This is a genomic window from Geodermatophilus sp. CPCC 206100 (assembly GCF_048569675.1).
GTDB lineage: Bacteria > Actinomycetota > Actinomycetes > Mycobacteriales > Geodermatophilaceae > Geodermatophilus.
The window spans coordinates 64,004-83,404 of sequence record NZ_JAQISV010000003.1; the positions used below are offsets into that span (position 1 = coordinate 64,004).

Below are 19,401 nucleotides of genomic sequence, written 5' to 3' on the forward strand. Positions count from 1 at the left end.
AAGGCACGACGCGATGCTCGAGGTGAACGGCATCAAGAAGGTGTACGAGGGCAAGTCGCGCACCGTCGAGGCCGTGCGCAACCTGACCTTCACCCTCCAGGACGGCGAGTTCGCCTGCCTGGTGGGTCCCTCGGGATCGGGCAAGACCACGCTGCTCAAGATCATGTCCGGGCTGCTGGACCCGACCGCGGGCGAGGTCAAGCTCAACGGCAAGAAGGTCGACGGCCCGCCGCCGGGCATGGCGATCGTCTTCCAGGAGTACGGGCGCAGCCTGTTCCCGTGGATGAGCGTCCGCGAGAACGTGGAGCTGCCGCTCAAGCAGAAGAAGGTGCCCGGAGCCCGCCGCAAGGAGCTGGTCGACGAGTCGATCGCCGCCGTCGGCCTGGCCGACGTGCACAGCGCCTACCCGTGGCAGCTGTCCGGCGGCATGCAGCAGCGCGTCGCGATCGCCCGCGCGATCGCGTACGAGCCCGAGGTGCTGCTCATGGACGAGCCGTTCGCGGCCGTCGACGCGCAGACCCGCGCCGACCTCGAGGACCTCGTCCGGGACCTGTGGCACCGGTTCCAGGTCACCACGCTGTTCGTCACCCACGACATCGACGAGTCGGTGTACCTGGGTCAGCGGGTGATCGTGCTCTCCAGCTCGCCCACGGTCATCCGCGACGACGTCGCCATCGACCTGCCCGAGGAGCGCGACCAGCTGCACACCCGGTCCTCGCCCCGGTTCGCCGAGCTGCGCGCCCGGGTCTTCGAGCAGATCCACCGCCCGAAGGAGGAGACGCCCGGCGCGGTCGACCCGCACGCGCCCACCGTGATCGGGACCGGCTCGTCGGCCTCCGGCGTCGGGGCCTGACGACGCGGACGACGAACGGGCGCGGCCCCGGGGGAGCACCCCCGGGGCCGCGCTCGTTCCCGGCGGCGCTGACCCGGTGGTCCCGCGTCCTCGGTCTCAGGTCGAGGACTCGTCGACCGCGATGGCGGCCGCCGGGCAGTCCGTGACGGCGTCGAGGATCCTGGAGCGGTCCGCTTCGGCGTACCTGCTCTTCCTCGGTGCCGCGATGTCCGTGTCGTCGTCGAGGTCGAACAGGTCGGGGGCGGCGGCGACGCAGTTGCCGTGACCGCTGCAGCGCGCCGGATCGACGGTCACCCTCATCGGTCGCCCCCCGCTCCGGTCGGTGCGTCGGCGAAGGCCAGTGGCAGCGAGCGGGGGCCGTGGTGGATGCCGCCGACGAGGCCGCCGAAGTCTGCCGGGCCGGCGGGAACCAGCGCCGGCAGCTCGATCAGTCGCGCCAGGAGCAGCCGGAGCTCGGTGCGGGCCAGCAGGGAGCCCGGGCACTGGTGGATGCCGAACCCGAACGCCAGATGGCCCCGGGAGCCACGCTCCAGGTCGATCACGTCGGCGTGCGGGAACTGCGCGTCATCACGATTGGCGGCGGCGAGCGCGAGGAGGACGCGCGATCCGGCGGGGATGACGGTGTCGCCCACCTCGACGTCCCGGGTGGTCTGGCGTGCGAAGAGCTGAGCCGGGGTGCCGACCCGCAGGATCTCCTCGACGAACCCAGGGATCAGTGACGGGTCCTGGCGGAGAGCCGCCTGTTGCCCCTGGTCGGATGCGAGGAGATGCGCGAGCCAACCGGCGGCGTTGGTCGTGGTCTCGTGACCGGCGATCGCGAACGTGAGCAGTGCCCGCTCGAGCTCGTCGTCAGTGATGGGCCGGCCCTCGATCGAGGCGTCCAGCAGTGTCGTGAGGTAGGTGTCCGGCCGCTCGGAACGATGTCGGGCGATCTCGGCGCGGATGACCTGGCGGAGGGCCGCCCGTGCCTCGTCCAGCGAGTGCTCGGTGATCTGCCTCCACGACTCCTCCGTGAGGCGGCGGAGCTGGGAGATGGTGGTCGGGGAGAAGCCGACGACCTCCTCCAGGACGGCGAGCGGCATCGGCAGCGCCACCCCGCTGACGAAGTCGCCGCCGCCGGCCCGATGGAACGCATCGACGAGGCCGTTCACCAGTTCCGAGAGGAACGGCGCCATCGCCTGCACCGACGCCGCGGTCAGTCGGCTGGCGTAGAGAGCGCGGTAACCGGTGTGGGCGGGCGGGTCGAAGTCGATCGGGATCGACCGGCCCCCGCTGTCCGGGATCCGCACACCGGCGGCGGAGGAGAAGGTCCGCGGGTCCCGCAACGCCGTCCGCACGTCGGTGTACCGGCTGAGCACGTAGAAGCCGCCGTGGAGCTCGGACCGGCTCACACGCTCCTCGCGGAGGTCCGCGTAGGAGGCCCACACCTCTTCCGCGGTCTGCACGGCGTGGTGGTCGAACGGGCACCGGCCCGAGGTGGTGGAGCGCGGAGGTGCCGTCGAGTCGGTCGTCATGGGCCCGTTCCCCTGTGTCGCCGGATGCGGTGGGAGCACCGTAGATCGAAACGAAACGTTTTGTCTAGTTGCGGTAGCCTGACCCCGTGGCCACCGGACGGACTGATGACGCCTCGACGACCCGTGTGCGCGGTCCCCGGGAGCGGGTGCGTACCGCCGTGCTGACAGCGACCCGTGACCTCATCGACGAGGTGGGCTTCTCGAGGTTCTCCATCGACGCCCTGGCGATCCGGGCGGGGGTCAGCAAGGCGACGGTGTACCGGTGGTGGGACAACCGGGCCGACGTCGCCATGGACGCGCTGCTCGACGCCGCCGGACCGGACACGCCGGTGCTGCACGCAGGGTCGGCGCTGGAGAACCTGGTCAGCCACGTCCACATCGGGGTCGCCTTCCTGGCCGGCCCGCACGGCCGCACGCTGGCGGGCGTCGTCGGCGACGCCCAGCACGATCCGCAGCTGGCGCAGGCCTTCCGCGACCGCTACCTCAGCAGGCGCCGCCGCCTGGTCATCGGCCTCATCCGGCAGGCGATCGACGACGGCGACCTGCGCCCGGACACCGATCCGGACCTGCTGGTCGACGTCCTGATCGGGCCGATGTACTACCGCCTGCTGCTGGGCCACGCCGCGGTCACCGAGGCGATGGCCGACGCGCTCGTCGACGTCGTCCTGCGCAGCCACGGAACGGCCCGGGCCCGGCCCCGGCCGCGCGCGCCGGACCCAGCCCGGGCCTCCTGACCCCTCGGCCGGGGGCAGGCGCGGCACCGCCGGCACCTGCCCCCGCCACCCCGCACTACGGCAGCAGCGAGTCCAGGTCGGGCTCGGCGGGCAGCACGCCGTCCTGGACCATCAGCTGTCCGAGCTCGCTCACGGCGTCCCGGTTGATGTCCGTCGTCCAGCGCGGGTAGAAGACGTTCTCCACCTGCTCCGCGGTCAGCGCCGTGAAGGTGGGGATCACGCTCCGGACCTCGTCCGGGTTCTCGTTGGAGTACTCGATCGACTCGGCGAGCGCGGCCGCGAAGTCCTCGATCAGCTGGGGGTCCTCCTCGGCCTGCTGCGCGGAGGTGAACGCCAGCGCGATGGGCAGCTCCGGGTCGACGTCGACGTACGGCCATGCGACCGCGCGGTAGCCGTTGGCCACGGAGGAGGAGATGAAGGGCTCGACCTCCCACGCGGCGTCGACGTTGCCCGCCTCGAGGGCGGCCATCATGTCGCCGAAGCCGATCTCGACGAACTCGATGGCGTCCGGGTCGGCGCCCGCCTGCCGCACGGACTCGCGGATGACCGTCGTCCCGATGCTGTTGAAGGTGTTGATGGCGACGGTCGCCCCGGCCAGGTCGGCCGGCGACTGGATGGGGCTGTCGTCCCGCACGAGGACGGCGCTGCCGTCGCTGCCGGGCTCGCCGGTGGAGCTCGCCAGGTTGGAGACGACTCGCAGGTCCAGTCCCTGCTGCTCGGCGACGAACAAGGTCGTCGGGTTGGCGAAGGCGAACTGGTACTGGCCGCTGACGACGCTGGGCAGGAGCGCGGCGCCGCCACCCCCGGTCTGGATGTCCAGCGTGATGCCGTGGTCCTCGAACACCCCGGCCTGGTCGCCCACCCACAGCGGGGCGAGGTCGCTGATCGGGTTGGCACCCACGGTCACCGTGCGCGCCTCCGTCGCATCCCCGCCGGACGAACCGGCGGCCTCGGGGGAGTCGGGGGAGTCGGCGGAGCAGGCCACCGCCGAGACGGCGACCACCAGACCGATGCCGACTGCCGAGGCCCGCCGGGACCACCGGCGTCCGGCTGAGGGCAGGGGGGTCCCGCCTGATCGGAGGCTGTTGAGCAGGTGCATCGTCGTCACCTTTCACGAGGGAGCCGCCGACGGTCAGAGGGCGGCCTGGGACTGCCGAGGTCCGACCACCGGGGGAGCTGCGGTCGGGGCGCGGGGGTGCGGGGGTGCGGCAGCGAGCCGGCTGGGATCAGCCGGCTCCGCCGAGGCCGATCTCCCGCGGGGTGCCGACCAGCAGCTCGGCACCTCCGGGGCGCACGACCATGAAGTCGGCCAGCATGCAGCCGACGTCGGGCTTCCACGCGGGGTCGTGGAGGTCGATGTTGTTGCCGAAGGCCATGCCCTCCTCGAGCACGAGCCCCCCGAGGCGGGAGCCGTTGAGGGCGTCGCTGCCGAAGCCGGGCCGGTAGATGACGGTCGGGAACTCGGGTGACGCCAGACCCATGGCGTGGAAGCCGAGCTCGACGAAGTCCAGCCCGGCCCGCTCGGCGGGCCGCCGGATCGCCTCCCAGGCCTCCTGGAGGGTGACCCCCGGCCGCAGGTGCTCCTGGCTGGCGTCGAGGCACTCGAGGGAGACGTCCCAGATCCGCTGCAGCCGGTCGGGGACGCGCGTGCCGACGTAGACCGTGTACTCGGTGTGCACCAGGTAGCCGCCGTACTTGGTGTGCCACTCGGTGACGATCAGGTCGCCGTCCTCCAGCGGCCTGGTCGAGGGGACCATCGGCTGGTCGCTGCCGTGCAGCAGGTGCCAGAGTTCCTCGGTGGGGTGCTCCAGGGGCCCGGAGGCGAAGAGGTTGAAGATGTTCGGCTCGCCCCCGGAGGCGATCTGCTGCCGGATCATGTCGGCGTAGACCTCGGCCTCGGTCGCCCCGGGGCGGGCCGCGGCCACGAGGACGTCGACGACGCTGCGCGCGATGCGCCCGGCCTGGCGCATGTGGGCGATCTCGTGCTCGCTCTTCACCATCCGCATCTCCTGCAGCGGGGCGTTGAAGTCGACGAGCGTGGCCTCCGGCAGCGCCTGCGCCAGCGCGGCAGCGTCGCCGGCGAGCATGGTCGGGGTCGTCTGGATCGTCGAGCTGAAGGTCACCAGGCCGATGCGCGAGCGGGCGTGCCCCCGGTCGTGGAGCTCGGCGGCCACCTCCCGCAGCCCGCGCGAGATGCGGATGTCGCTCACCCAGTCCTGGATGGACGCCTGTGCGTGGAACGGCCGGCTCATGTGCGCCACGGCGTTGTAGAGCACCGGGTCGTGGTCGTGGAAGAAGAGGCCGACCGACCCCATCTTGGCGCCGATGCCCATCACGTACCGGAGGTTGGCCAGACCCATGTCCCAGTACAGGTCGTTGCCCAGGATGACCAGGGCGTCGACGCCGGCCATGAGCATCTTCTTGCGCAGCCGGTCCCAGCGCCGGTCGCGCTCCTCCAGCGGCAGTTGGGGGAGGTGGTCCTTGAGCCGGGTCGTCGGGCGGGCGTGCGCCGGGACGCGGTGCGGTGGGAAGGGGACGGGGAGCCCGAGCGCGCGCACGTGCTCGCCCAGGTCGTCGGGCAGCCCGGTCGTCTCCCGCCACGTCAGCGGGTCCGGCGTCGTGGGAGTCGGCGCGGTGTCAGTCATGGGGAGGGGATGCCTTCCTGGTGTGGGGTCGCGCTCAGATGCCGTCGTAGAGCCAGGCGAAGCTCTCGTGGGTCCTCGGGCCCTCCCAGCCGCGCAGCATGTCCCGCCGGACCTCCCGCGCCATCCCGTCGGCGTGGTACAGCTCGCCGTAGAGGCGGGAGAGGAGGGTGACCCGGGCGGTCCGCACGGAGCGCTGGTCCTGGTAGGCCCTCAACCAGGACGGCGCGTCGTCGGCCTGACCGAGCAGCTCGCCCAGCACCCAGGCGTCCTCGATCGCCATGCCGGCGCCCTGTGCGAGGTACTGCAGCGTCGGGTGCGCGGCGTCGCCGAGGAGCGCGACCCGCCCGTCGGTCCAGGTGGCGACGGGCTCCCGGTCGCGGAGCACCCACATCCGCCACTCCTCGATCCGGGCGACCAGGCGGCGGACAGGGTCGCAGGTGACCGCGAAGCGCTCGTGCAGCTCGTCCGGGTCGCCGTAGGTGTTGGCGCCGGCGTCGAAGCGGAGGCTGTGGAAGATCGCGCCCATGTTGAACAGCTCGCCGCGTCGCAGCGGGTAGTGGGCCAGGTGGAGCTTGGGGCCGGCCCAGAGGACGACCGACTCCGAGTACAGGTCGTCGTCCACCTCGGCGCGCGGGAGGACGGCTCGGTAGGCGACCTGCCCGGTCACGCGCGGGTCGCCGTCGCCCACGATCACCGACCTCGTCTGCGACCAGAGCCCGTCCGCGGCGATCAGCACGTCGGCCCGGTTCGGCTCCGTCTGACCCTCGCAGAGGACCTCGACACCCGTGCCGTCCTGGCTGAACCCGGTGACCCGCCGGCTCGGCTCCAGGAGGACGCGGCCGGTGTCCCGGCAGGCGTCGACCAGGACCGCGTGGAGGTCGGCGCGGTGGATGGTGGCGTAGGGGTAGCCGAAGCGACGGCGGAAGGCGTCGCCGAGGTCGACGGTGGTCACCTCGCTGCCGTCGAGGGCGTCCTTCAGGACCAGGCTCCGCGGGAGGAAGGCGATCTCCATGACCGCGTCCATGACGCCGAGCCGGTCGAGGACCCGCATGACGTTGGGGCCCACCTGGAGCCCGGCTCCGACCTCGCCGAACTCCGGGGCCTGCTCGAGCAGCCGTACCGTGCAGCCGCGCCGAGCCAGGGCGAGGGCGGTCGCGGTTCCGCCGATGCCGCCCCCCACGACGATCACGGACGTCGCCGGGCGCCCTGTCACGACGGCCCTGTCCCGGGGTTGGTGCACATGGCTTCCTCCTGGTGGTGGGTGGTCGGCAGGGCAGCGGCGCAAGCCGGATCGCGTCGCTGGAGCGCGTAGTACGTTGACCGCGGCGGTTGGGCCCTCCGCAGCGGAAGTGACGTCGATGTCATCGGTTCGAACGGCCCGTGCCCGTCGGTTCGCGGGCGACCCTGCCTCGGTGGACGGTGCGTGGGCCGAGAGCGTCTTCGGGACCCTGCACCCCGCCGTCCAGGCCAGGCTGCGGCAGGGAGCCACGGCGGCCTCGGTCCCCGCCGGGCAGGTCATCTACCGCGGTGGCGGAGCGCCCCGCCTGGCCCTCGTCGTGTCGGGGCTGGCCCGGGTGCTGATCTCGTCCCCGGACGGCCGCCGCGCGACAGTTCGCTATGCCCGGCGCGGCGACTTCACCGGGATCATCTCGGTGATCGCGGACCGGCAGGTCGTCGACTCCGAGGCGGTCACGGGCTGCGACGTCCTCTTCCTCGAGGTCGACGCGGTCACGCGCGTAGCCCGCAACGACGCCGGCGTCGCGTGGCTGCTGGCGCGGGAGGCCGGCCAGGTGTGCTCCGAGGTCATCGAGATGTCCGCGACGAACGTCTTCGGGACGATCCGCCGCCGCGTCGCCTGGCACCTGCTCGACCTCGCCCAACAGGACGAGGAAGGTCTGGTCGTGGTGGCCGACCAGCAGGAGATGGCCGACTCGATCGGATCCGTCCGGGAGGTGGTGGCCCGCGCGCTGCGGGGCCTGCGCGAGGACGGCCTCGTCGGCCGCTCGCAGCAGGGGGTGCGCCTGCTCGATCCCGCTGCGCTGCACGCGGTGGCCGTCGGCGAGCGGTGAGCCGCCGTCCCCCGGGCGCGGGAGAGGCGAGGAGGACGCAGGGTCCCGTCCCAGCACGGCACGCCCTCCTCTCCCCTGGACCGGGTGTGGTCCGACCCACATCGTCTGGGCCGGGCAGGGCGGACTGAATGACCGAAGTCACACACCCGGACCACAGGGCAGGGCGGGGCTCAGTGCCGCGGCGCGCCGGTCGACAGCGAGCGGGTCACGCCGCGGGCGGCGGCCAGCAGCGCAGGGACCTGCGTCGCGGCCCGGCCGTCGTTGGGCACGATCACCGAGAGGGCGGCGACGACCTCCTGCAGGCCGTTGCGCACCGGCACCGCCACCCCCGCGGCGTCGTCGTGCACGTGGCCAGGAGTGATGACGTAGCCCTGGCGGCGGACCTCGGCCAGCGTCGTCCGCAGCCGCTCGGGCGTGGTGATGGTGCGTGCGGTGTGCTGCTCCAGCGGGCGGGACAGGATCCGCTCCTGCAGCTCGACCGGCCCGTAGGCGAGCAGTACCAGGCCGGACGAGGAGATGTGCAGCGGCAGCCGGCCGGCGATCCGGGAGTAGTTGATGACCGCGTCGCGCGCGGACAGCCGCTCGACGAACAGGACGTCGTCCCCGTCCCGGACGCCGAGCTGCGCGTGGTGGCCGACCACGGCGTGCAGGTCCTCCAGGTAGGGCATGGCCGCCTCGCGCAGCGACAGCGTGAGCGACGCCCGGGCGGCCAGCTCCCACATCCGGACGCCGACCCGCACCTCGCGGTCGGGGCCACGCTCCAGCAGCCCGTGCGCCACCAGCTCGGCGATCAGCCGGGACGCGGTGGCCACGTGCAGGCCGGTGCGGCGGGCGATCTCCGAGACCTGCAGGACCTTCTCGTCGGGGGAGAAGGCGTCGAAGATCCGGATGGCGCGGGAGAGCACCGACTCGCCGGTCCGGACCCGTCCCACGTGGCGAGTCTGGCAGGGCGGCGCGTCAGCCGGCCCGCACCGTCCCCCGGAAGCGGAGGGTCTGGCCCGGTCGCAGCTGGGCGCAGCGGTCGACGTCGGGGTCGGCGACGTAACCGATGACCGGGTACCCGCCGGTCACCGGGGCGTCGGCGAGGAACAGCACCGGCAGTCCGGACGCCGGGACCTGCAGCGCGCCGCGGACCATGCCCTCGCTGGCCAGCTCGCCGGCGCGGGCGCGCTCGAGCGGGGCGCCGTCCAGCCGCAGCCCGATCCGGTTGCTCTCGCCGGTGACCGTCCACGCGGTGCCGGTGAGCGCGGCCGCCGCCGCCTCGGGGAACCAGTCCGCGCGCGGGCCCGGCAGCACCTGCACCGTGACCTCCCCGCCGGGGGGCTCGGGCACGGGGGCGAGGTCCACCCCCGGCAGCTCGCCGGCCGCGTCGCCGACGGGCAGCTCGTCGCCGGCCGCGACGACCGGCGGGCCCAGGCCGGACAGCAGGTCGGTGGACCGGCTGCCGAGCACCGGGGGGACGGCGATCCCGCCGCGGACCGCGAGGTAGGTGCGCAGCCCCGACCCGGGCGGGCCCAGCCGCAGCTCGGCGCCGGCCGCCAGGCGCAGCGGCGCGTTGTGCGCCGGCGAGCCGGCGCACCGCGCGCCCGTGGTGACCACCAGCAGGTCGGCGCCGGCCCGCACCGCCAGCCCGCCGAGCGTCGACTCCAGCACCGCGGCGTCCGGCGGGTTGCCGACCAGCCGGTTGGCCAGCGCGGCGGCGGCCCGGTCGCAGGCGCCCGAGCGGCCGATGCCCAGTGCGCCCTGCCCGGGCCGGCCGGCGTCCTGCACCGTGGTGAGCGGTCCGGTCGCCAGGACGGTCAGGCAGCGGCTCACGTCGACTCCACGAACCGCACCCGCACGCCCGGGCGCAGCAGCGCGGCGGGGTCCCGGGACAGGTCGAACACCGGCACGTCGGTGTGGCCGACCAGCTGCCACCCGCCGGGGGACTCGCGCGGGTAGACGCCGCTGAACTCCCCGGCCAGCGCCACCGCCCCGGCCGGGACCCGCGTGCGGGGCGTCTCCCGGCGGGGCACGTGCCACGGCTCCCCGGCGGGGGTGCAGTAGCCGAAGCCGGGGGCGAAGCCGCAGAAGGCGACCGTCCACTCGGTCCCGGTGTGCCGGCGCACCACCTCCGCCGGCTCCACGCCCAGGTGCGCGGCGACGTCGCCGACGTCCTCGCCGTCGTAGACCACCGGCAGCTCGACCAGCTCACCACCCCGGTCGGCGCCCGGCCGCGGCCGCACCCGGCGCACCGCATGCTCGACGGCGGCCAGCTCGGTGACCGCCGGGTCGGTGACCAGGAGGACGGTGCGGGCCGCGGGGACGACGTCGACGACGCCCTCCAGCGGCTCGGCGGTGAGCGCGGCGTAGAGCCCCAGCACCTCGTCGAGGTCGTCCACCTCGACCAGCAGCGCCGTGGACCCGCTCGGCCGGAGGCGCATCAGGGGGCGAACGGCGCCAGCTCGAGGCCGGCCCCGGTGAGGGTCGCGCGCACCCGCTCGGCGATGCGCACCGCGCCGGCGGTGTCGCCGTGCACGCAGATGGACTCGGCCCGGATGACCAGCGGAGAGCCGTCGACGTCGGCGATCGGCTCCCCGCGCGCCATGGCGAGGCAGCGGTCGGCGATCTCGTCGGGGTCGTGCAGCACCGCGCCGTCCAGCCGGCGGGAGACCAGGGTGCCCTCGGGGGTGTAGGCGCGGTCGGCGAAGGCCTCGCGGACGACGGTCAGCCCCGCCTCCTCGGCCAGCCGCAGCCAGGCCGAGCCGGGCAGCCCGAGGACCGGCAGGCGGCGGTCGTACTCGGCGACGGCCCGGACGACGGCGGCGGCCTGCTCCTCGTGGGTGACGATCGCGTTGTAGAGCGCGCCGTGCGGCTTGACGTAGCGGACCCGGGTGCCGGCGACGCGGGCGAAGGCCTCCAGCGCGCCGAGCTGGTAGAGGACGTCGTCGGTCAGCTCCTCCGGGACGACGTCGATGAACCGTCGCCCGAAGCCGGCCAGGTCGCGGTAGGAGACCTGCGCGCCGATCGCCACCCCGGCGGCCGCGGCCTGCGCGCACACCCGGCGCATGATCCCCGGGTCGCCGGCGTGGAACCCGCAGGCGACGTTGGCGCTGGTCACGATGGCGAGCAGCGCCTCGTCGTCGCCCAGCTGCCACTGGCCGAAGCCCTCGCCGAGGTCGGAGTTCAGGTCCATCCGTCCCCCTCACCCGAACGGCTCGATGACCGGGTGCGCCGGTCGAGACGCTAGGGCCCGTCGCGGAGCCCGGCAACGCGGGAGCGGGGGAGGGAGGCTCAGAGGAGCATGGCGGGATGACGCAGCTGGCCTCCGCCGCCGGTCCCGCCGACGTCCGCGCCGCCTGCCGGGCCGGGTCCGCCGTCCCGACCTCGGGCCTGGCGCCGGGGTTCACCCAGGCCAACCTCGTGGTCCTGCCGCGGGACTGGGCCTACGACTTCCTGCTCTTCGCCCAGCGCAACCCGCGGCCGGTGCCGCTGCTCGACGTCGGCGACGCCGGGTCGCCGCGCACCGTGCTCGCGCCGGACGCCGACCTGCGCACCGACCTGCCCCGCTACCGGGTCTGGCGGAACGGTGAGCTGGCCGGGGAGCCGACCGAGGTCGGCGACCTCTGGACCGACGACCTGGTCGCCTTCCTCATCGGCTGCAGCTTCAGCTTCGAGACCGCGCTGCTGGACGCCGGCGTGCCGGTCCGCAACATCGAGCAGGGCCGCAACGTGTCGATGTACCGGACCGACCGCGCCTGCCGCCCGGCCGGCCGGCTGTCGGGGCCGCTGGTGGTGACGATGCGGCCGGTCCCCGGCGAGCTGGTGACCACCGCCGTCCAGGTGACCGCCCGGATGCCGCAGGTGCACGGGGCGCCGGTGCACGTGGGCCCGCCCGGGTCGCTGGGCATCGCCGACCTCGCCCGGCCCGACTTCGGCGACCCGGTGGACGCGCACGACGGCGACGTGCCGGTCTACTGGGCGTGCGGGGTCACCCCGCAGGCGGCGCTCATGGCCTCGCGCCCGCCGTTCGCGATCACGCACGCGCCCGGGCACATGTTCGTCACCGACGTCCCGGACGCCGCCTACCGCCTGCCCTGACCGGCGGTTCCCGCGACAACCGCCGGGGAACACGAGCGCAGGTCGGGCCGACCGGCCGCCGGTCGTCCGGTGGGGTGGTGGAACGACGCGGGGCCGCTATCGTGGACGACGTCAACGATGGAGGTCCTCATGGACAGCACCTCGCTCACCGACGACGTCGGCTACCTGCTCTCCCGCGCCAGCGGCTCCCTGGTGCGGGCCACCAACGCCGCGCTCACCGTCCACGGCCTGCGGGTCCGTTCCTACTCCGCCCTCCTGCTGGCCTGCGACTCGGGCGACGGGATGTCCCAGCGCGATCTGGCCGAGGCCCTCGGGCTCGACCCCAGCCAGGTGGTCCTGCTGGTCGACGAGCTCACCGAGGCCGGCCTCGTCGAGCGCCGCCCGTCGGAGAGCGACCGGCGCACGAAGCTGGTCTGCGGCACCGCGGCAGGTCGTGCGGTCCGGGGTCGCGCCGAGCGGTCGGTCGCGGAGGCCCATCGCGGCCAGCTGGAGCAGCTGAGCGCCGAGGAGCAGGACCTGCTGCGCGGTCTGCTCGGCCGGCTGGTGCTGGGCGGCGACCCGGCGCTGCGCGGCTAGCGGGCGGTACTTGCCCTCGGGCCCTGTGACGGGCATCATTCAGATCGTCAACCGTTGAGTTTCTCAGCGATTTCGAGTTTGGGAGAGCACATGCTCCGCAAGTGGGTCCCCGTGCTGGCCGCGACGACGCTCGTGCTCGCCGCGTGCGGGGGAGGCGACGACGAGGCGTCCGGCGGCTCCGGTGGGAGCGGCGGCGAGGCCGAGGTCCGCCAGGTCACCGCCGGTCTGCTCCCGGTCGCCGTCACCGGCGCCCTGCAGGGCGGCATCGAGCAGGGCTTCTTCGAGGAGCGCAACATCGAGGTCACCATCGAGACCGGTCAGGGCGGTGCGGCGCTGCTGCCGGCCGTCGCATCCGGCGAGATGGAGTTCGCCACCAGCAACCCGGTCTCGCTGCTGCAGGCGCGCGGCGAGGGGCTCGACGTCCGGGTCATCGGCCACTGGACCTCGACGCACGCCGAGGGCGAGGACGTCAACGGCGTCGTCGCGCACCGCGACTCGGGCGTCACCGACGCGGCCGGCCTGGCCGGCAAGCGGATCGCCGTCAACACGCTCAACGGCATGGGCCAGCTGACCATCGACGAGTCGGTCCGCCAGGCCGGCGGTGACCCGTCGGGCATCCAGTACGTCGAGCTTGGCTTCCCGGACATGCCCGCCGCCCTGGAGGCCGGCAACGTCGACGCCGTCTGGGTCCCCGAGCCCTTCCTGTCCCGGCTGATCGACGCCGGCCACCCGGTGGCGAGCTACTCCAGCCAGGAGTCGGTGCCCGGCCACCCGACCCAGCTGTTCTTCACCTCCGCGCAGCTGGCCGAGTCCGACCCGCAGCTGGTCGAGGACTTCACCGCGGCGCTCGAGGAGACCCTCGAGTGGGCCGACGCCAACCCCGACGCCGTCCGCACGGAGGCCGAGGAGTTCCTGCAGACCCCGCCCGGGGCGATGGCGACCGTCGGGATCGAGGAGTTCGGCACCGACCTGCGGCGCGAGCAGATCGAGCGCATGGGCGAGCTCATGGTCGAGGCCGGCCTCCTCGAGGAGGACGAGCTCGACATCGAGGGGCTGCTGCCCCAGGAGTGACCGGCCCGGCTCCGGCGGTCGTCCGCCGGTGCGGTGGGTCCCGGGGGTGACACCCCCGATCGATCAGCAGGCCCGTCCGGCACGCCGGCCGGGCCTGCTGCCGCTCGCGTTGCTGCTTCCCGGCGGACCGCGCACGATCGGGGGACCGGCTTCTCATCCATCGAGAGGTGGGTACCGCGACAGCGGCCGGTGCGGTCACCGTGGGCGCTGAGCCGGGGCGCCGTGGCCTGTGTCACGGTGGCGCCACCGGTCCGGTCCCCGGCCCGCGCGCAGCACGTCCCCGGCCCGCCGTCCGGGGCGGCGGGCAGCCCGTCATGGAAACGGAGTGAGCCGTGCACACGACGCACGACGAGGTGGACCTGCGGCTGCAGGTCGCGTCCCGCACCGAGGGCGCCGAGGGCGTCGTCGTCCTCGAGCTGCGGAACCCGTCCGGAGCCGAGCTCCCGGCCTGGGCGCCGGGGGCGCACCTGGACCTCCGGCTGCCCAACGGCCTCACCCGGCAGTACTCCCTGTGCGGCGACCCGGACGACCGGTCGGTCTGGCGGATCGGCGTGCTCCGCGAGCCGCAGGGGCGCGGCGGCTCGGCCTACGTGCACGACGAGCTGACCGAGGGCGACGAGGTCGACGTGCGCGGCCCGCGCAACAACTTCCCGCTGCTCCCCGCGCGGCGCTACGTCTTCGTCGCCGGCGGCATCGGGATCACGCCGCTGCTGCCGATGATGGGCGCCGCCCAGGCCGCCGGGGCCGAGGTCGAGCTGCACTACGGCGGCCGCAGCCGGCGGTCGATGGCCTTCCTGGAGTCGCTGGAGGCGCTGACCGACACCCCGGTCACACTCCATCCGCAGGACGAGGTCGGCCTCATCGACCTGCCGGCCATCCTGGGCACGCCCCGCCCCGACACCCTCGTCTACTGCTGCGGCCCCGAGCCGCTGCTGCAGGCGGTGGAGCAGCACTGCGGGGCGTGGCCGCCGGGCTCCCTGCACGTGGAGCGCTTCGCGCCCAAGGAGGTCGGCGAGCCGGTCCGGACCGACTCCTTCGAGGTGGAGCTGGCGCAGAGCGGCCTGACCCTGACCGTGCCGCCGGACACGTCGATCCTGGACGTCGTCGAGGCGGCCGGCATCCCGGTGCTCTCCTCCTGCCAGGAGGGGACCTGCGGCACGTGCGAGACCGCGGTGCTCGAGGGCGAGGTCGACCACCGCGACTCTCTGCTCACGGTCGAGGAGCAGCAGGCGAACGACACCATGTTCATCTGCGTGTCCCGGGCCGCGTGCCCCAAGCTGGTGCTCGACCTCTGACCCCGCCCGGCCGGCCCGTCGCGTCGCCGGCCGCCGCCCGACACCCGCCGACCCCTGCCAGGAGGACACCCGTGGAGATCACCGCCGCCGTCGTCGAGGAGCTGCACGGCCCCTTCGTCGTCCAGGACGTCCAGCTCGACGACCCCGGCCCCGGCGATGTCCTCGTCAAGGTCGCCGCCACCGGCTTCTGCCACACCGACGGCATCGCGCGCGACGGCGACCTGCCCTTCCCGCTGCCCGGCGTCCTGGGGCACGAGGGGGCCGGCACGGTGGTGGCCGTCGGGGAGGGCGTGACCGGCGTCCGCGAGGGCCAGGCGGTGGTGCTCGGCTGGCCGTACTGCGGCGACTGCCGCAACTGCCTGGCCGGCGAGCCCCGGTACTGCCTGCGGCTCGGCGAGCTGGTCGGGGCGGGCCACCGGCTGGACGGCGCCTCGGCCCTGCGCACGGCCGGCGGCGCCCCGCTGAGCAGCCACTTCTTCGGCCAGTCCTCGTTCGCCACCTACTCGATGACCAGCGCCTCGTCGCTCGTGCCGATCCCGGCGGGGCTGCCGGTGGAGCTGATGGGCCCGCTGGCCTGCGGCCTGGCGACGGGGGCGGGCGCGGTGTTCAACACCCTGCGCCCGCAGCCGGGCAGCTCGATCGTCGTGTACGGGGCGGGCACCGTCGGCCTGGCCGCGGTCATGGCCGCCCGCAACTCGGCGGCCACCACGATCATCGCCGTCGACCGGCACGCCGCCCGGCTGCGGCTGGCCACCGACCTGGGCGCCACCCACACGATCGACGCCACCGACACCGACGCGGTGGCGGCGGTGACGGACATCTGCGGCGGGCCGGCGGACGCCGCCCTGGACTGCACCGGCAACGTCGGCGTCATCCGCCAGGCGATCGACTCCGTCGGCATGCTGGGGACGGCGCTGCTCATCGGCGGGGCCCCCGCGGGCGCGGAGTTCACCGCCGACCACGTGAGCACGCTGTGGGGCAAGACGATCCGCGGCACCCTCGGGGGCAGCGGCCGCGGGCAGGCGCTCATCGCTGCCCTCATGGACCTGTACGCGCAGGGTCGGTTCCCCTTCGACCGGCTCGTCGAGTACTTCCCCCTGGACCGGATCGGGGACGCCCTGGAGGCCTCCTACAGCGGCGCCGTCGTCAAGCCGATCATCCGCATGCCGGCCTGAACCCGGGCGTCCCGGGACGGTCGGCGACACGCCCGGGACGTCCTCGGCGGCGCGAACGCCCTGTTCCCGCAGGCCACCGCGGCACTAGGTTCCTGAGCCCCGGCTCCGACCCGTGAGCCGTGAGCCGTGGGGAGCAGCCTGTGCGCGGACGTCGGTCCATCTGCCTCTACACGCCGTCGACCGACCCGTCCGGGATGGGTGCGCACATGGTCGACCTCGTGGTGGAGTTCGCCGGGGCCGCGGACGTGGCGTTCATGATGCGGCCGACGGTGGCCGGCAGGCGGCTGCTGGACCGCGCGGCGGCGTTCGGCGCCCGCACCGTCGAGCTGCCCTCGCCGCGCGACCCGTGCTTCGCCGGGGTGGTCACCGGGTGGCTCGCGGCGCACCCGGCCGACGTCTTCCACTGCCACGTGGGCACCGGCGCGGAGAACTGGGACGGCGTCCGGCTGGCCCGGCGCGCGGGCTGCCCCGCGGTCGTGCAGACCCAGCACCTGCCCTTCCTGCTGGCGCACCCGCGCAAGCGGCGGGCCTACGCCCGCGCGATCGAGGGGGTGGACCGGCTGATCGCGGTGTCGGAGGGGCTGCGCCGGACCTACGAGCGCGTCGGCGTCCCCCCGGAGCGCGTCACGACCGTGCCCAACGGGGTCGCGCCGCTGCGCGACCCGATCGGCCGCCCCGCCGCCCGCGCCGCGCTGGGCCTGGACCCGGTGCAGCCGGTCGTCCTCACCGTCGGCCGGCTGACGCACATGAAGGGGCAGGAGCACCTGGTCGACGCGGTGCCGGAGCTGCTGGCGCGCTTCCCCGACCTCGCCGTCGTCCTCGTCGGGGACGGGCCGCTGCGCGAGGCGCTGGAGAAGCGGGCGGCCGCGCTCGGCGTCGGCGGCGCGGTGCGGTTCGCCGGTCACCGGACCGACGCCCGCCAGCTGCTGGCCGCCGCCGACGTCTTCGCCCTGCCCTCGCGGCACGAGGGGATGCCCCTGGTGGCGCTGGAGGCGATGGAGGCCGGGCTGCCGGTGGTCGGCACCCGCGTCATCGGCACCGAGGAGGTCGTGGTGGACGGGACCACGGGAGCGCTGGTCCGGCCGGGGGACCCGGCGGCCCTGGCCGGCGCCCTCGCCCGCCTGCTCGCCGATCCGGAGCTGCGGCGCTGCCAGGGCGCCGGTGGCCGGGCCCGCTACCTGGCCTGCCACACGCGGGAGCGGATGGCCCGGGCCACCGCGGCGGTCTACGAGGCGGCCCTGTGCGGAGCCCGCCGGTGAGCCGGCTGCGGGTCGGGGTGGTGGGCACCGGCTTCATCGCCGGCCGGCACCTGGCGGCGCTGTCGGGCCTCCCGGAGGTCGAGGTGGTGGCGGTCGCCGACCCGGTGCGCGAGCGGGCCGAGGTGGCCGCCGCCCGCGTCGGGGCCCGCGCCCTCCCCGACGGCGCGGCGCTGCTGGCGGGCGAGGAGCTCGACGCGGTGTGGCTGTGCGTGCCTCCGTTCGCGCACGGTCCGCTGGAGGCGGCGGCGGTCGACCGGGGACTGCCCTTCTTCGTCGAGAAGCCGCTGGCGCTGGACCTGGACACCGCGCGCGAGGTGGCCCGCCGGGTCGAGGAGCGCTCGCTGACCACGGCGGTCGGCTACCACTGGCGGCACCTGGACGTCGTCCAGCGCGCGGCCGCGCTGCTGCCGCCGGGCACGCCGCGGCTCGTGACCGGGTGCTGGCAGGACAAGACCCCCGGGGTGGCCTGGTGGCCGCGCCGCGAGGGGTCCGGCGGCCAGGTGCTGGAGCAGACGACGCACCTGTTCGACCTGGCCCGCGTGCTCGCCGGTGAGGTCGTCTCGGTAGCGGCCGCCGAGCGCCCGGCCGCCGACGAGGGGGAGGTCGCGACCGCCGCCGTGGCCGTGCTGACGTTCGCCTCCGGCGCGGTCGGCAGCATCTCCTCCACCCGGGTCCTGGGCTGGCGGAACGCCGTCGGCCTGCAGGTGGTGGCCGACGGGCAGGTCGTCGAGGTCGGTGAGCGCAGCCTCGACGACCACGAGCTGCGGGTGGTCACCGCTGACGGCGAGGAGGTGCACCGCACCGACGCCGACCCCATCGCCGCCGAGGACCGCGAGTTCGTGGACGTGCTGCTGGGCCGGGCGGAGCGGGTGCGCGTCCCCTACGCCGAGGCCCTGCGCACCCACGCGCTGGCGTGGGCGGCCGACCGGGCCGCGCGCGAGGGGACGGCCGTGCGGCCGGCCTGCTGACCGAGGGGACGGGGACGGGGATGAGCGGACGGCCGGTCCGGTCGATCGGTGTGGTGGGCCCGGGCAGACCTGAGCTGCTCGACGACGAGGAGCCCGAGCCCGGCCCGGGCCAGGCGTGGGTGCGCACCGAGTGGAGCGGCGTCAGCGCCGGCACGGAGGTGGCGATCGTGCGCGGCACCGATCCGCACTTCCAGCTGCACTGGGATCCGGAGCGGCGGGCCTTCGATCCCGAGGGACCGCGCAAGGCGTACCCCGTCCGCGGGCTCGGCTACATGGAGGTCGGGCTGGTCACCGAGAGCCGGACGCCGCAGCTGGCCGAGGGGTCGCGGGTGGCGATGGCCTACGGGCACCGCACCGGGTGCTGCGCCGACCCCGCGCGCAAGGCCGTCGTCCCGGTGCCCGACGACCTCGATCCGCTGCTGGGCGTCTACCTCGCCCAGATGGGGCCGATCTGCGTCAACGGGCTGCTGCACGCCGCGGCCGACCTCGCCGGGCCCGGCGCCGCGGTGGACGCCGGGGTGCGCGGGCGCTGCGTGCTGGTCACCGGTGCCGGCGTCATCGGGCTGCTCTCGGCCCTGCTCGCCGTCCGGCACGGCGCGGCCGAGGTGGTGGTCGTGGAGGGGTCGGCGCAGCGGCGGGCGGTCGCCGAGGCGCTGGGGCTGGCCACCCTCGACGACGCGGCCGGGACCGCGTGGCGGGCGGTCAAGCAGCGGTGGCGGCACGGCCCGGGGGACGCCGGCGCGGACGTCGTCCTGCAGTGCCAGGGCCACGACACGGCGCTGGCCACCGGGCTCAAGTCGCTGCGCCCGCAGGGCACCGTCATCGACCTCGGCTTCTACCAGGCCGGTGCGGCGGCGGTGCGGCTCGGCGAGGAGTTCCACCACAACGGCCTCGCCGTCGTCTGCGCACAGATCGGCCGGGTGCCGCGGGGCATGGCCGACGCCTGGCCGCGGGCCGCGCTGGCCGAGGTCACCCTCGACCTGCTGCGGGCCCGCGGCGCGGACCTGCGCGCCCACCTGGTCACCGACGTCCTGCCGTTCGAGGAGGGGCCGCGGCTGCTGGCCGACCTCGCCGGGCGCCGGCTCGCGGCCCCGCCGCTGCAGGCGGTGCTCCGCTTCGACGGCGCCTGACCGGGCGCCGCCGCGCCTTCCCAGCGTGTCCC

Annotated in this window: 20 protein-coding genes; 11 read left to right on the top strand and 9 right to left on the bottom strand. The window is 74.7% G+C overall.

All coding sequences use genetic code 11. The annotated features are described in order from the left end of the window. Positions 1 to 13: 13 nt before the first annotated feature. On the top strand, positions 14 to 853 hold the full coding sequence (locus PGN05_RS00880) for an ABC transporter ATP-binding protein (RefSeq protein ID WP_419750333.1): 840 nt from the start codon (positions 14 to 16) through the stop codon (positions 851 to 853). 96 nt (positions 854 to 949) lie between these two features. Here PGN05_RS00880 and PGN05_RS00885 read toward each other — a convergent pair whose 3' ends face one another. Together PGN05_RS00885 and PGN05_RS00890 are read right to left on the bottom strand one after the other, a co-directional pair. Next, positions 950 to 1,153: a ferredoxin gene (locus PGN05_RS00885; protein WP_419750334.1), complete on the bottom strand. Its 204-nt coding sequence runs from the start codon at positions 1,151 to 1,153 to the stop codon at positions 950 to 952. After that, on the bottom strand, positions 1,150 to 2,367 hold the full coding sequence (locus PGN05_RS00890) for a cytochrome P450 (protein ID WP_419750336.1): 1,218 nt from the start codon (positions 2,365 to 2,367) through the stop codon (positions 1,150 to 1,152). Before PGN05_RS00890 ends, PGN05_RS00885 begins: the two co-directional genes overlap by 4 nt. Positions 2,368 to 2,525: 158 nt before the next feature. On the opposite strand from PGN05_RS00890, the gene PGN05_RS00895 reads away from it, so the two are divergent. Continuing rightward, positions 2,526 to 3,101: a TetR/AcrR family transcriptional regulator gene (locus PGN05_RS00895; protein WP_419750337.1), complete on the top strand. Its 576-nt coding sequence runs from the start codon at positions 2,526 to 2,528 to the stop codon at positions 3,099 to 3,101. Positions 3,102 to 3,156: 55 nt separating this feature from the next. Here the strand turns inward: PGN05_RS00895 and PGN05_RS00900 are convergent, their stop codons facing one another. The 3 genes from PGN05_RS00900 to PGN05_RS00910 form a co-directional block, all read right to left on the bottom strand. Then, positions 3,157 to 4,104 (bottom strand): ABC transporter substrate-binding protein, encoded by a 948-nt coding sequence (locus tag PGN05_RS00900; RefSeq protein ID WP_419750339.1) that lies wholly within the window; start codon positions 4,102 to 4,104, stop codon positions 3,157 to 3,159. Between the two features lie 223 nt (positions 4,105 to 4,327). After that, positions 4,328 to 5,746, bottom strand: a complete 1,419-nt coding sequence (locus PGN05_RS00905; RefSeq protein WP_419750340.1) for a M24 family metallopeptidase — start codon at positions 5,744 to 5,746, stop codon at positions 4,328 to 4,330. Between the two features lie 34 nt (positions 5,747 to 5,780). Beyond that, on the bottom strand, positions 5,781 to 6,935 hold the full coding sequence (locus PGN05_RS00910) for a 3-hydroxybenzoate 6-monooxygenase (protein ID WP_419750341.1): 1,155 nt from the start codon (positions 6,933 to 6,935) through the stop codon (positions 5,781 to 5,783). Between the two features lie 223 nt (positions 6,936 to 7,158). Here PGN05_RS00910 and PGN05_RS00915 point away from each other — a divergent pair, with 223 nt between their 5' ends. Beyond that, entirely contained in the window at positions 7,159 to 7,815 is a 657-nt protein-coding gene (locus PGN05_RS00915; RefSeq protein WP_419750342.1) for a Crp/Fnr family transcriptional regulator, read from the top strand. Between the two features lie 170 nt (positions 7,816 to 7,985). Here PGN05_RS00915 and PGN05_RS00920 read toward each other — a convergent pair whose 3' ends face one another. The 4 genes from PGN05_RS00920 to PGN05_RS00935 are packed head-to-tail and all read right to left on the bottom strand — an operon-like array spanning position 7,986 to position 10,990. Beyond that, the gene (locus PGN05_RS00920) at positions 7,986 to 8,747 is read right to left on the bottom strand and encodes an IclR family transcriptional regulator (RefSeq protein ID WP_419750343.1); all 762 of its coding nucleotides are present in this window, start codon (positions 8,745 to 8,747) and stop codon (positions 7,986 to 7,988) included. A 25-nt stretch (positions 8,748 to 8,772) separates the two neighbouring features. Continuing rightward, on the bottom strand, positions 8,773 to 9,630 hold the full coding sequence (locus PGN05_RS00925) for a biotin-dependent carboxyltransferase family protein (RefSeq protein ID WP_419750344.1): 858 nt from the start codon (positions 9,628 to 9,630) through the stop codon (positions 8,773 to 8,775). Next, the gene (locus PGN05_RS00930; protein WP_419750346.1) at positions 9,627 to 10,238 is read right to left on the bottom strand and encodes a 5-oxoprolinase subunit B family protein; all 612 of its coding nucleotides are present in this window, start codon (positions 10,236 to 10,238) and stop codon (positions 9,627 to 9,629) included. The genes PGN05_RS00925 and PGN05_RS00930 overlap by 4 nt, the downstream gene beginning before the upstream one ends. Next, entirely contained in the window at positions 10,238 to 10,990 is a 753-nt protein-coding gene (locus PGN05_RS00935) for a LamB/YcsF family protein (protein WP_419750348.1), read from the bottom strand. The genes PGN05_RS00930 and PGN05_RS00935 overlap by 1 nt, the downstream gene beginning before the upstream one ends. A gap of 116 nt (positions 10,991 to 11,106) precedes the next feature. Here PGN05_RS00935 and PGN05_RS00940 point away from each other — a divergent pair, with 116 nt between their 5' ends. From PGN05_RS00940 to PGN05_RS00975, 8 genes are all read left to right on the top strand, one after another. Beyond that, the gene (locus PGN05_RS00940; protein ID WP_419750349.1) at positions 11,107 to 11,895 is read left to right on the top strand and encodes a putative hydro-lyase; all 789 of its coding nucleotides are present in this window, start codon (positions 11,107 to 11,109) and stop codon (positions 11,893 to 11,895) included. A 129-nt stretch (positions 11,896 to 12,024) separates the two neighbouring features. After that, complete coding sequence (locus PGN05_RS00945) at positions 12,025 to 12,471, top strand: MarR family winged helix-turn-helix transcriptional regulator (protein WP_419750351.1); 447 nt, start codon at positions 12,025 to 12,027, stop codon at positions 12,469 to 12,471. Between the two features lie 90 nt (positions 12,472 to 12,561). After that, the gene (locus tag PGN05_RS00950; protein WP_419750353.1) at positions 12,562 to 13,542 is read left to right on the top strand and encodes an ABC transporter substrate-binding protein; all 981 of its coding nucleotides are present in this window, start codon (positions 12,562 to 12,564) and stop codon (positions 13,540 to 13,542) included. Positions 13,543 to 13,874: 332 nt separating this feature from the next. After that, complete coding sequence (locus tag PGN05_RS00955; RefSeq protein WP_419750354.1) at positions 13,875 to 14,837, top strand: PDR/VanB family oxidoreductase; 963 nt, start codon at positions 13,875 to 13,877, stop codon at positions 14,835 to 14,837. 71 nt (positions 14,838 to 14,908) lie between these two features. Then, positions 14,909 to 16,012: an NAD(P)-dependent alcohol dehydrogenase gene (locus PGN05_RS00960; protein WP_419750356.1), complete on the top strand. Its 1,104-nt coding sequence runs from the start codon at positions 14,909 to 14,911 to the stop codon at positions 16,010 to 16,012. Between the two features lie 140 nt (positions 16,013 to 16,152). Beyond that, positions 16,153 to 17,271: a glycosyltransferase family 4 protein gene (locus PGN05_RS00965; protein WP_419750357.1), complete on the top strand. Its 1,119-nt coding sequence runs from the start codon at positions 16,153 to 16,155 to the stop codon at positions 17,269 to 17,271. Next, the gene (locus PGN05_RS00970; protein WP_419750358.1) at positions 17,268 to 18,239 is read left to right on the top strand and encodes a Gfo/Idh/MocA family protein; all 972 of its coding nucleotides are present in this window, start codon (positions 17,268 to 17,270) and stop codon (positions 18,237 to 18,239) included. The genes PGN05_RS00965 and PGN05_RS00970 overlap by 4 nt, the downstream gene beginning before the upstream one ends. Positions 18,240 to 18,259: 20 nt before the next feature. Next, the gene (locus PGN05_RS00975; RefSeq protein ID WP_419750360.1) at positions 18,260 to 19,369 is read left to right on the top strand and encodes a zinc-binding dehydrogenase; all 1,110 of its coding nucleotides are present in this window, start codon (positions 18,260 to 18,262) and stop codon (positions 19,367 to 19,369) included. Positions 19,370 to 19,401 lie beyond the last annotated feature (32 nt).